Source organism: Serratia ureilytica, from assembly GCF_017309605.1.
Classification (GTDB): Bacteria; Pseudomonadota; Gammaproteobacteria; order Enterobacterales; family Enterobacteriaceae; genus Serratia; species Serratia ureilytica.
Genome location: NZ_CP071320.1, coordinates 2,326,498 through 2,338,387, shown reverse-complemented (window position 1 = coordinate 2,338,387; position 11,890 = coordinate 2,326,498). Strand labels below are relative to the sequence as shown.

Sequence of the window (11,890 nt, the reverse complement as noted above, 5' to 3'; positions counted from 1 at the left end):
CGCGGTTCGCCTTACTCGGAGCGGTTCATCTTGGCTTTCAGCGCCGCCAGCTGCTCACTGATGGCGTCGTCGGCTTTCAGCTCGGCAAACTCCTGGTCCAGCGACTTCTTTTTACCGATGCTGATGCTTTCCGCTTCGGCTTCCATATGGTCGATGCGACGTTCGAACTGTTCGAAACGCGCCATCGCCTCATCCAGCTTGCCGCTGTCGAGCTGACGGCGCACCTCGCGCGAGGAAGATGCGGCCTGATGGCGCAGCGCCAGCGCCTGCTGCCGCGCGCGGGTTTCGGTCAGCTTGTTTTCCAGCTCACCGATTTCGCTCTTCATGCGCGCCAACGTTTCTTCTACGGTCGCCACTTCTTGCGTCAGCGTGGCGATCAGGTCGGCAACCTTTTGTTTTTCGATCAGCGCCGCGCGGGCCAAGTCTTCTTTATCTTTGCGCAGCGCCAGCTCGGCTTTTTCCTGCCAGTCGCTTACCTGGCTTTCACCCTGCTCGATGCGACGCAGCAACTGCTTTTTCTCCGCCAGCGCGCGCGCCGACGTAGAACGGACTTCAACCAGCGTGTCTTCCATCTCTTGGATCATCAACCGCACCAGCTTCTGCGGATCTTCCGCCTTGTCCAGCAGGGTGTTGATGTTGGCGTTCACGATGTCGGCAAAACGAGAAAAAATACCCATAATTCACTTCCTCTTGGTTCTGATGGCGTCTGAAGCGCCGCGTTAAGTCGTACAGCTTGCCCAAAGAGATAATCAAAACCCGTGCCAACTTTTATCTAATTGAAAAACAACAACTCTTTATTTTTGACTCTCTGCGCGCTTGCTGTAGAGTGATTATTTTCACCAAACATTGGCGAATTTCATCATGAACGAACAGCCAGAGAATTTGTTGGGCGAAGCAAACGCCTTTGTCGAAGTATTGGAGCAAGTCTCCCAGGTGGCAAAGCTGAACAAACCGGTGCTGGTGATCGGCGAGCGCGGCACCGGTAAAGAGCTGATCGCCCATCGTCTGCACTACCTCTCCAACCGTTGGCAAGGGCCGTTCATCTCGCTCAACTGTGCGGCGCTGAATGAAAACCTGCTGGATTCCGAGCTGTTCGGCCACGAGGCCGGTGCCTTTACCGGTGCGCAGAAACGTCATCTGGGCCGCTTCGAGCGCGCCGACGGCGGCACGCTGTTCCTCGATGAGCTGGCGACCGCGCCAATGCTGGTGCAGGAGAAATTGCTGCGGGTGATCGAATACGGCCAGCTGGAACGCGTGGGCGGCAGCCAGCCGCTGCGGGTAGATGTGCGCCTGGTGTGCGCCACCAACGACGATCTGCCGGCGCTGGCGGCGGCGGGCAAGTTCCGCGCCGATCTGCTGGATCGGCTGGCGTTCGACGTGGTGCAGCTGCCGCCGCTGCGCCAACGCCGGCCCGATATCATGTTGCTGGCCGAGCACTTCGCCATTCAAATGTGCCGTGAGCTGGCGCTGCCGCTGTTTCCCGGCTTTACCGAACGCGCCAGGCAGACGTTGCTCAACTACGGCTGGCCGGGCAACGTGCGCGAACTGAAAAACGTGGTGGAACGTTCGGTCTATCGTCACGGCGACAGCGCCAACCCGCTGGATGAGATCGTCATCAACCCGTTTGCGCCACGCGAGGCCACGCCGCTTACGCCTGCCCCTGAAGGCGCCAGCGCGTTGCCGGCGCTGCCGCTCGAGCTGAAAAACTGGCAGTTGGAGCAAGAGAAGGCGCTGATCGAAGCAGCGCTGCAGCAAGGGCGATTCAACCAGCGCAAGGCGGCGCAGCTGCTGGGGCTCACCTACCATCAGCTACGCGGTATGCTGAAAAAGCATGCGCTGCTGCAAAACGGCGAGCAAGACGAGGATTAGCAACGCGGGGATTGGGTGCCGGTCTTTCCCGGCCGTCAGCTATTAGCCCCAGGTTGAGAGATGTGGCCTGAGAACGGCCGCCTGGAGAGGCCGGCCTTTCTCGACGGTCACGTCTATCTGCGGATAGCCCGCCGATGAATCACCTTCTTGTAAGATCACAGCGGTATTTTTCCTGCCCGATAAATGACGCCGAGCGACAACGCGACGCAGACCAGAAAGGCATAGCGCAAACCGACAGTTTCGGATAAGAACCCGATTAACGGCGGCCCGATCAGCGTCCCCAGAAAACCGATGGTCAGCACTGCCGCGATGGCGGCGCTTGGCGCCATGGAAGAAGACCTTGCGGCCGCCCCCGCAACCAGCGGAATAATGGCGCAAATGCCAAGCCCAACCAGGAAAAAACCGATTATCGACGTCACCAAACCCGGTAACCAGGTCGTTAGCGTCATGCCGGTGAATGCCAGCATCCCGCCCCATTGCAACGTTCTTCTCACTCCGATCCGATCCACGAACCGGTTCAGCATGAGCCGGCCGATCGTCATGGCCGCCATAAATACCGTAAAACCCAGGCCGATGTATTTTCGATCGACCGAGACGACGTCCTGAAAATAAACGACGCTCCAGTCATACATAATGCCCTCACAAGCCATCGAGCAGAAAACGATCAGGCCATAGTTGAACAGCGAGCGGTCCGGGATGGCGAAAGCGCGCCCGGTCTGTTCCAGTTCCGGTTTGTCGAACAATGCCCGCCGACACAGCAAGGCGGACATCAGAGCCACCGCCGCTATGCCCGCAAAGTGCAGCGGCAAGGCGACATCCCGACCGATCATTAACGCCCCGATCCCTGCGCCGACGAACCCCGCCACGCCCCATATACCGTGAAAGAACGGCAGCCTCGTTTTACCGCTGACCGCCTCGGCGATACTGGCCTGCATGTTGTTCGAGACATTGACCGCGCTGTAAGCGAACCCGCATAAAAACAGCAGCACCGCCAGTTGCAGGACCGTCGCGGCGAAGGGCACCAGAAGCAAAAGCGTGGCGTTGAACAGAATAGCCGCGACGCCGACCACCCTGCTGCCGAGTTTGGCGATCGCCCATCCCGATATCGGCAGCGACACGACCACGCCGGCCGACATGGCGAACAGGACGCCCATGATGTCGATGATGAAAGAAAAAAATCTGGCGATATCCAGCATGTTTTTCATGCTGGGGCTGTGTTTCGGCAGTTTGAGTTCAAGGATGGCGACGATCAAGGGAGGCCTTGCGTTGTCTGACGGCGTATTCGGCACCTCCCCCTTATCCGATTAGCGGCCTGGTCAGGCGAAGGCATCAATGCCGGTCAGCGATGCCGAAAGCGCCCACAGACGCTGCGCCTGTTCCGGGTCGATCGCGTATTCCTTCACGCCGACCAGCGCCTGACTGTCGTGGGCGGCGATGCCGGCAATATCGCCATCCTCGCAGTAGAGGCCCCCCAATCCCTGCAACTGCGGTGAGGTGGCGGCCCAGACCTGCGTAGCAGCCCCCTGCTGAGGCGTTTTAAGGGCATCGGGATCGGCCGGATTGCCCTCTTCGTCCATCCAGCCCAGGGCTATCATCTCTGCTCTCGATATGTGCCGCTGCAGCGGCGTGGCGATGCTACCCGGATGCAGGCTAAATGCGCGGATCCCCCGCGAGCGGCCCAGAAGATCCAACCAGACGGCGAACAGGGCATTCGCCGTCTTCGACTGACCATACGCCAGCCACTTGTCGTAACCGCGTTCGAACTGCACATCTTCCCAGCGGATCGCCGAATGGTGATGCCCGGCGGAGGAGACGGTGACCACCCGCCCGCCATCGGCAATGGTCGGCCACAGCAAATTGGTCAGCGCATAGTGGCCGAGATGGTTGGTGGCGAACTGCCTTTCCCAACCGTTCCCCACCCGCGCCTCCGGGCATGCCATCACCCCGGCGTTGTTAATGACGATATCCGCCCGTAGGCTCGATGCGGTAAAGTCTGCAGCGAAACGACGCACGCTGTTCAAATCGGCGAGATCGAGTTCGGCGATCTCGACGCCGGCGCTCTGCCCTAACACCGCTTTGGCTGCCGCCGGTGCCCGGCAAGCGACGATAACCCGTGCGCCGGCGTCGGCCAGCGCCAGCGTCGTCTCCAGACCGAGGCCTGAATGGCCACCGGTGACGATGGCCAGCGTGCCTGACAGATCCTGGCCCGCGAGCACCTCGCCGGCGGTCGTTTTGGGGCCGAATCCTGACTTGATGGGGGTTTGTTGGGTAATCACAGGCATTCTCCTCACGGTTAACAGTGGCCGGCCAAACGCAGCCGGCGCGTCGATGAGAAGGAGTATGAAATTCCGTCACGGGACTGTGAATGCATGAAACCCCGAACTTCTGTCGAGATCGTCCAGGTTACGCGGCGAAAAAAGAAGAAAGTGGAGCATGGCGGCTCGCCAGGCGAGGTTTCCGGTCTGAAACAGGCAAAAAAAAAGCCAGCACCCGAGCTGGCTTAAAAAACACTGGAAGCAATGTGAGCAATGTCGTGCCTTCCACATCAGAGCCGCAAACTGTGGCCTTCCGTGAACTGCCAGGCGATGATAATAGTTATCAGTATCGTCTGTAAAGCACTTTGTTGAGAATTTTTCTCATTACCACACGAAGATTGCGCAATTACCACTCAGGGAACGGGTCTGCCATCTCCAGCCAATAGTCCACGCCGGCGGCCATTTCGTCGTCGCTCAGCAGGCAATCGTCCAGCAGACGCACGATCGCCGCCTGTTGCAAGTGCTGGCCGATAAACACCAGCTCCTGGCGCATGTCGCCGAACGGCTCCACCCATTTCTCCTGTATATGCGCCCGCGTTTGCGGATCTTGCGGCCAATTGTCTTGCGGGATCGCGCGCCAAAAGGTGCCCGCCAGGCCGTAATGGGCGATGCCGCCGGCCTGGCTCCACTGCCCGGCCTGCCGCGGCCGCGTCGCCAGCCAGAAAAAGCCTTTCGAACGCAGCAGCTTACCGCCGCCCCAGTCGCCGTTGATCACGCGGTAGAACTTGTCCGGCGCAAACGGCCGTCGCGCCTGATAGACAAAGCTGCTGATGCCGTAGCTTTCCGTTTCCGGCACGTGTTCGCCGCGCAGCTCTTTCAGCCAGCCGGGCGCCTGCTGCGCCTTTTCAAAGCTGAAGCTGCCGGTATTCAGCACCGCCTCCAGCGGCAGTTTGCCCGGCGCGATCGGCACAATGCGGGCGTCGGGATTCAGGCTGGCCAGCAGCGCCATCACTTCGCCCTGCTGCGTTGGCGTCAACAGATCGGTCTTGCTGACCAGGATCACGTCGCAAAATTCAATTTGCTCAATCAACAGGTCCGCCACGCTGCGCAGATCGTCCTCGCCCAGGCTTTGGCCAGCTTCCTGCAGGCTTTGCGCCTGCTGGTATTGCCGGATGAAATTCACCCCGTCGACCACCGTCACCAGGGTATCCAGCCGGGCGAACTGCGACAGGCTTTCCCCTTGTTCATCCTCAAAGGTAAAGGTTTCCGCCACCGGCAGCGGTTCGGAGATGCCGCTCGATTCGATCAACAGATAATCGAAGCGCCCGTCCTGCGCCAGCTCGCGCACCGACACCAGCAGGTCTTCGCGCAGCGTGCAGCAGATGCAGCCGTTGCTCATCTCCACCAGCTTCTCCTGCTGGCGATCGAGGCGCACTTCATTCTCCACCAGCGCGGCGTCGATATTCACCTCGCTCATGTCGTTGACGATCACCGCCACGCGCATGCCCTGCCGGTTGTTCAGGATGTGGTTCAACACCGTGGTCTTGCCGGCGCCGAGAAAGCCGGAAAGCACGGTCACGGGAAGTTGTTTCATGAGGACCTCATTAAAATTCATTGCGTAATGCCTGGTAACCGCGCACCAGTTCGACGTTGGTGGCGGCCACTTCTTCCGAAAACTGCAGCGCGCCGCGATCGACCTGGCGATAGCGCGATAGGTCGCTGTCCGGCCCCACGCGCTCGGTCGAGGGGATATAGCGGTTTTCCGGCAGCGTCACGCCGTCCACGACCGCGTTGTAGCGCACCACGCAGCCGGACTGAACGTGGCAGTTGAACAGCACGCTGTTGAAGCCGATAAACACCCGATCGTCGATGCGGCACGGGCCGTGCACAATGGCGCGGTGGGCGATCGAGCTGTAACGGCCAATAGTCACCGCCGCCCCGCTCTTGGAATGGATCACCACGCCGTCCTGAATATTGGAGTGCGAGCCGATGACGATCGGCTCCATGTCGCCGACGGCGTTCAACTCATCGGCGCGAATTACCGCATAAGGGCCGACGTAAACGAAGTCTTCGACGATCACCCGGCCGCAAATAATGGCGGTGGGATCGATGTAGGCCAGCGGCGAGACCTGCGGCAGATGGCCACTGGGGTTTTTACGCAGCATGGTGTTCTCCCCGCCAGCTCAGCTCCGCCACCGCATTGTGGGCATGCAGGCTCTCCTGATGCTCGACGCGCAGCGAAAAAGCGCGGTAGTCGCACTGGCTGCGCAGCATGCGATACAGACGGCGCGCCGCGTCCTCGCAAAACATCAGATTCTGACCGTTGGCCAATGCGAAGGCCTGTTCGTCGCTGCGTTTCACCAGCGTTTGCACCGGCGTGCCCAGCGCGTGTTCGATGCGATCAATCAGTTTCACCGGCTCAAACGCCCGTTCATTCTCGGGCGTCACGGTGATCCAGGCCCAGCTGCGCTGGCTGTGGGGGGTGGCCGGCATCCCTTGCTCCAGCAGCCACTCGCTCACCTGCCGTTGGCTGACCCGCTCCGCCGCCTGTTCAAAATCAAACTGGAACTGTTGCTGCGCCAACTGACGGCTGAGCGCCGCCGAACTCGGGCAGGTGGAGGAATAAGGCACGCCGACGGTCAGTGCCAGCGTCAGCGTATCCGTCAGAGTGGCCTCGATGCGCAGCGGATAGGCTTTCCAGCCGCGCTGCGGCGACAGCAGCGCCGGGCGTGACAGCAACAGCTCGCCGCCGATCGACAAGCTGGCGCGATCGCTGTGTTCCGGCTGCGAAGCCAAAAAGGCCTGCAGCGTTCGGCCGATGCGCTGCGGCGTCAGCTCGCCCTGCGTCAACTCGTCCAGCGCCAGATACAGCCGCGACATGTGAATGCCGCGCTCGCCCGCCGCTTCGGCGCGCAGGTTGATACCGGCGTCGACCTTCGCCATCAATGGCTTGCCGGCCAGCTCCAGCGGCAGCGCGATCCCTTGCATCCCGACCCAATCGAGCCCGACATCACTCATTTCGCCGCGCCATGCCTGAGCATCCGGCAGCGAACGGCGTGGTGGAAGTGCAACTTCGTTCATACATCCCCTTGCGTTATTGTAACTTTGCCGGGGAACGGTAACATGATTTTGTTATATTATAACATAACATGGAAAACTTTTTTCTTGCCGCTGAACGGGCTGATCAATCAAGTCGCAGAAAACTCAGCGATTTTGCTCAATGGATTGGGCTGCTGGTCAGAGTGCGATACACTAACGCTATTGCTGATTAACCCATGAGCCTCTATGCGTGGTTTACCCTTTTGGATACTGTCGTTGTGCCTGACGGGCTCTGCCCTGGCCGCGACAACACCGCCCGCGCCCAGCGCGGCGCCGCTGCCGGACATTCGCCAGAGCGGCTTTGTTTATTGCGTCAGCGGCATACTGAATACCTTCAACCCGCAAATGGCCAGCAGCGGCCTGACGGTGGATACCCTGGCCGCCCAGCTGTACGATCGCCTGCTGGACGTCGACCCCTACACCTATCGCCTGATCCCCGAGCTGGCGCAGAGCTGGGAGGTGCTGGACAACGGCGCCACCTACCGCTTCCATCTGCGCAAGGACGTGCCGTTTCAGACCACCGCCTGGTTCACGCCCACCCGCAAGATGAACGCCGACGACGTGGTATTCAGCTTCGCCCGCGTATTCGATCAGAAACACCCGTATCACGACGTGAACGGCGGCGAATACCCCTATTTCGACAGCCTGCAGTTCGGCGATTCGGTGCAGAGCGTGAGAAAGCTCGACGACTATACGGTGGAGATTCGCCTGCAGTCGCCGGACGCCTCGTTCCTGTGGCATCTGGCGACCCACTACGCGCCGGTGCTGTCCGCCGAGTACGCCGATCTGCTGACGCGTGAGGGCCATCAGGAGCTGATCGACCGCGAGCCGGTCGGCAGCGGCCCGTTCCTGCTCAACGAATACCGCTCGGGGCAATATATTCGCCTGGCGCGCAACGCCGCCTACTGGAAAGGGCTGCCGCGCATGCCGCAGGTGGTGATCGATCTGGGCGCCGGCGGCACCGGCCGCCTCTCCAAGCTGCTGACCGGCGAATGCGACGTGCTGGCTTATCCGGCGGCCAGCCAGCTGTCTATCCTGCGCGACGATCCGCGCCTGCGCCTGACGCTGCGTCCGGGGATGAACATCGCCTATCTGGCGTTCAACACCCGCAAACCGCCGCTCGACAACCTCAATGTGCGCCAGGCGATCTCGCTGGCGATCAACAACCAGCGGTTGATGCAGTCTATCTATTACGGCACGGCGGAAACCGCCGCTTCGATCTTGCCGCGCGCCTCCTGGGCCTATGACAACGACGCGCACGTCACCGAGTACGATCCGGCCAAATCTCGCGAGATGCTGCGGCAGGCCGGCGTCGGCCAGCTAAACCTGAAGCTGTGGGTGCCGACCGCCTCGCAGTCTTACAACCCGAGCCCGCTGAAAACCGCCGAGCTGATCCAGGCCGACCTCGGCCAGGTGGGCATCAACGTCACCATCGTGCCGGTGGAGGGCCGCTTCCAGGAAGCGCGCCTGATGGAAATGAACCACGATCTGACCCTGACCGGCTGGGCCACCGACAGCAACGATCCGGACAGCTTCTTCCGGCCGCTGCTGAGCTGCGCGGCAATCCGTTCGCAAACCAACTATGCTCACTGGTGTGACCCGAGCTTCGACGAAGTGCTGCAGAACGCGCTGCTGTCGCAGCAGCTGTCTCAGCGCATCGACAACTACCGCAAGGCGCAGAAAATCCTCGAGCAGCAATTGCCGGTGCTGCCGCTGGCGTCTTCCCTGCGCCTGCAGGCCTATCGTTACGACATCAAGGGATTGGTGCTGAGCCCGTTCGGCAACGCCTCGTTCGCCGGGGTGTACCGTGAATCCGCGCCGGAGGTGAAAAAGTGATTATCTTTACCCTGCGCCGCATTCTGCTGCTGCTGATCACGCTGTTCTTCCTGACGCTGGTCAGCTTCAGTCTGAGCTATTTCACGCCGCGCGCGCCGCTGAACGGCGCCGCCCTGCTGGACGCCTATCAATTCTACTTCGTCAGCCTGCTGCACTGGGACTTCGGCGTCTCCAGCATCAACGGCCAGGCGATCAGCGAACAGCTGCGCGAAGTGTTCCCGGCCACCATGGAACTGTGCCTGCTGGCCTTCGCCCTGGCGCTGTTTATCGGCATTCCGCTGGGCATCATCGCCGGCGTGCTGCGCGGCAAGTGGCAGGACACCGCCATCAGCACCTTCGCGCTGCTGGGCTTTTCGATGCCGGTGTTCTGGCTGGCGCTGCTGCTGATGCTGTTCTTCTCGCTGCATCTCGGCTGGCTGCCGGTTTCCGGCCGCTTCGATCTGCTGTATCAGGTGAAGCCCATCACCGGTTTCGCGCTGATCGACGCCTGGCTGTCGGACTCGCCGTATCGCGCCGAGATGATCGGCAGCGCCCTGCGCCACATGATCCTGCCGATCGCCGCGCTGGCGGTGGCACCCACCACCGAAGTGGTGCGGCTGATGCGCATCAGCACCGACGACGTGCTGAGCCAAAACTACATCAAGGCCGCCGCCACCCGCGGCCTGTCGCGCTTCACCATCATTCGTCGCCACGTGTTGCACAACGCGCTGCCGCCGATCGTGCCCAAACTGGGGCTGCAGTTCTCCACCATGCTCACGCTGGCGATGATCACCGAAGTGGTGTTCAGCTGGCCGGGCCTCGGCCGGTGGCTGATCAACGCCATTCGCCAACAGGACTATGCGGCGATCTCCGCCGGCGTGATGGTGGTCGGCACGCTGGTGATCACCATTAACGTTCTGGCCGACATTCTGGGTGCGGCAACCAACCCGCTGAAACATAAGGAATGGTATGCCCTTCGATAACGTATACCGCGAGAAAAAGATGCCGAGCCCGCTGCGCTACACCTGGCGGATTTTCTACGGCGACGCGCTGGCGATGATCGGTTTTTACGGCGTGATCGCCCTGTTGCTGTTGTCGCTGTTCGGTAGCCTGCTGGCGCCCTACGCGCTGGATCAGCAGTTCCTCGGCTATCAACTGCTGCCGCCGTCCTGGTCGCGCTACGGCAACGTGTCGTTCTTCCTCGGCACCGACGATCTCGGGCGCGACATCCTCAGCCGCCTGTTGACCGGCACCGCCGCCACCTTCGGTTCCGCGCTGGCGGTGACGCTGGCCGCGGCGTTCTGCGGCGTGATCCTCGGCGTGTTCGCCGGCGTCACCCACGGGCTACGCTCGGCGGTGCTCAACCACATCCTCGATACTCTGCTGTCGATTCCGTCGCTGCTGCTGGCGATCGTGGTGGTGGCGTTTATCGGCCCCAAACTTGAACACGCCATGCTGGCGGTGTGGCTCGCCTTGTTGCCGCGCATGGTGCGCACCATCTACAGCGCGGTGCACGACGAACTGGAGAAAGAGTACGTGGTGGCGGCCCGGCTTGACGGCGCTTCCACGCTGCAGATCCTGTGGTACGCGGTCATGCCGAACATCGCGGCGGTGCTGGTGACCGAGTTCACCCGCGCGCTGTCGATGGCCATTTTGGACATCGCCGCGCTCGGCTTCCTCGATCTCGGCGCGCAATTGCCTTCGCCGGAATGGGGAGCGATGCTCGGCGATTCGCTCGAGCTGGTGTACGTCGCGCCCTGGACGGTGATGCTGCCCGGCGCGGCCATTCTCGTCAGCGTGCTGCTGGTTAACCTGTTAGGCGACGGTATGCGCCGCGCAATCAATGCCGGGGTGGAATAATGCCGTTACTCGATATCCGCAATTTGACGATTGAATTTATGACCGCCGAAGGGCCGGTCAAGGCGGTCGATCGCGTCAGCATGACGCTGACCGAGGGCGAAGTGCGCGGGCTGGTGGGCGAATCGGGCTCCGGCAAGAGCCTGATCGCCAAGGCCATCTGCGGCGTAACCAAAGACAACTGGCGCGTTACCGCCGATCGCTTTCGTTTCGACGACATCGATCTGCTGCAGCTGAGCCCGCGCGAGCGGCGCAAGCTGGTGGGCCACAACGTCTCAATGATCTTCCAGGAGCCGCAGTCCTGTCTCGATCCTTCCGAGAGCATCGGCCGCCAGCTTGCGCAGGCCATCCCAGGCTGGACCTATAAGGGCCACTGGTGGCAGCGCTTCAACTGGCGCAAACGCCGCGCCATCGAATTGCTGCACCGCGTCGGCATCAAGGATCATGACGACATCATGGGCAGCTTCCCGTACGAGCTGACGGAAGGCGAGTGCCAGAAAGTGATGATCGCCATCGCGCTGGCCAACCAACCGCGCCTGCTGATCGCCGATGAGCCGACCAACGCCATGGAACCGACCACGCAGGCGCAGATTTTCCGTCTGTTGGCGCGCCTCAACCAGAACAACAACACCACCATTCTGCTGATCAGCCACGACCTACAGATGATGAGCAAGTGGGCCGATCGGGTGAACGTGCTGTACTGCGGGCAAACGGTGGAGAGCGCCCAGTGCGAAGAGTTGCTGGCGGCGCCGCACCACCCTTACACCCAGGCGCTGATCCGCGCCATGCCGGACTTCGGCCGCTCGCTGCCGCACAAAAGCCGGTTGAATACGCTGCCGGGCGCCATTCCTTCGCTGGAACACCTGCCGATCGGCTGTCGCCTGGGGCCGCGCTGTCCTTACGCGCAGAAGAAGTGCATCGAAACGCCGCGCCTGCGCCCGGTCAAAAACCACTTCTTCGCCTGCCACTTCCCGCTGAACATGGAGGAGCAATAA

General features: G+C 61.4%; 12 protein-coding genes. 6 read left to right on the top strand and 6 right to left on the bottom strand.

Going from position 1 to position 11,890, the window contains the following annotated elements:
• Positions 1-11: 11 nt before the first annotated feature.
• Positions 12-677 carry a phage shock protein PspA gene (gene pspA / locus J0X03_RS10875; RefSeq protein ID WP_004930555.1) on the bottom strand — a complete coding sequence of 222 codons (666 nt, stop codon included), beginning with the start codon at positions 675-677 and terminating at the stop codon, positions 12-14.
• A 184-nt stretch (positions 678-861) separates the two neighbouring features.
• Here pspA and pspF point away from each other — a divergent pair, with 184 nt between their 5' ends.
• Positions 862-1,869 carry a phage shock protein operon transcriptional activator gene (pspF, locus tag J0X03_RS10870; RefSeq protein WP_160204335.1) on the top strand — a complete coding sequence of 336 codons (1,008 nt, stop codon included), beginning with the start codon at positions 862-864 and terminating at the stop codon, positions 1,867-1,869.
• 155 nt (positions 1,870-2,024) lie between these two features.
• On the opposite strand, the gene J0X03_RS10865 is transcribed toward pspF, so the two are convergent.
• Both J0X03_RS10865 and J0X03_RS10860 read right to left on the bottom strand, forming a co-directional pair.
• Positions 2,025-3,122, bottom strand: coding sequence for an MFS transporter (locus J0X03_RS10865; RefSeq protein ID WP_230358670.1), 1,098 nt, complete (start codon positions 3,120-3,122; stop codon positions 2,025-2,027).
• Between the two features lie 63 nt (positions 3,123-3,185).
• Positions 3,186-4,151 carry an SDR family NAD(P)-dependent oxidoreductase gene (locus J0X03_RS10860; RefSeq protein ID WP_230358685.1) on the bottom strand — a complete coding sequence of 322 codons (966 nt, stop codon included), beginning with the start codon at positions 4,149-4,151 and terminating at the stop codon, positions 3,186-3,188.
• Positions 4,152-4,234: 83 nt separating this feature from the next.
• On the opposite strand from J0X03_RS10860, the gene J0X03_RS10855 reads away from it, so the two are divergent.
• A complete protein-coding gene (locus J0X03_RS10855) occupies positions 4,235-4,483 on the top strand; it encodes a hypothetical protein (protein ID WP_162997221.1) in 249 nt (82 codons plus the stop codon).
• Positions 4,484-4,530: 47 nt separating this feature from the next.
• Here the strand turns inward: J0X03_RS10855 and zigA are convergent, their stop codons facing one another.
• From zigA to folE2, 3 genes are read right to left on the bottom strand one after another with little or no spacing between them, the layout of a single operon-like run.
• On the bottom strand, positions 4,531-5,718 hold the full coding sequence (gene zigA / locus J0X03_RS10850; RefSeq protein ID WP_033650275.1) for a zinc metallochaperone GTPase ZigA: 1,188 nt from the start codon (positions 5,716-5,718) through the stop codon (positions 4,531-4,533).
• A 10-nt stretch (positions 5,719-5,728) separates the two neighbouring features.
• The gene (locus tag J0X03_RS10845) at positions 5,729-6,289 is read right to left on the bottom strand and encodes an LbetaH domain-containing protein (protein ID WP_033643236.1); all 561 of its coding nucleotides are present in this window, start codon (positions 6,287-6,289) and stop codon (positions 5,729-5,731) included.
• Positions 6,279-7,205 carry a GTP cyclohydrolase FolE2 gene (gene folE2 / locus J0X03_RS10840; protein ID WP_099785786.1) on the bottom strand — a complete coding sequence of 309 codons (927 nt, stop codon included), beginning with the start codon at positions 7,203-7,205 and terminating at the stop codon, positions 6,279-6,281. The genes J0X03_RS10845 and folE2 overlap by 11 nt, the downstream gene beginning before the upstream one ends.
• Positions 7,206-7,409: 204 nt before the next feature.
• Between folE2 and sapA the strand changes: the two genes are divergently transcribed.
• The 4 genes from sapA to sapD are packed head-to-tail and all read left to right on the top strand — an operon-like array spanning position 7,410 to position 11,890.
• Positions 7,410-9,059, top strand: coding sequence for an ABC transporter substrate-binding protein SapA (sapA, locus tag J0X03_RS10835; protein WP_033643238.1), 1,650 nt, complete (start codon positions 7,410-7,412; stop codon positions 9,057-9,059).
• On the top strand, positions 9,056-10,021 hold the full coding sequence (sapB, locus tag J0X03_RS10830) for a putrescine export ABC transporter permease SapB (protein WP_004930575.1): 966 nt from the start codon (positions 9,056-9,058) through the stop codon (positions 10,019-10,021). Before sapA ends, sapB begins: the two co-directional genes overlap by 4 nt.
• Entirely contained in the window at positions 10,008-10,898 is an 891-nt protein-coding gene (sapC, locus tag J0X03_RS10825) for a putrescine export ABC transporter permease SapC (RefSeq protein WP_004930580.1), read from the top strand. The genes sapB and sapC overlap by 14 nt, the downstream gene beginning before the upstream one ends.
• Positions 10,898-11,890 carry a putrescine export ABC transporter ATP-binding protein SapD gene (sapD, locus tag J0X03_RS10820; RefSeq protein WP_016927551.1) on the top strand — a complete coding sequence of 331 codons (993 nt, stop codon included), beginning with the start codon at positions 10,898-10,900 and terminating at the stop codon, positions 11,888-11,890. The genes sapC and sapD overlap by 1 nt, the downstream gene beginning before the upstream one ends.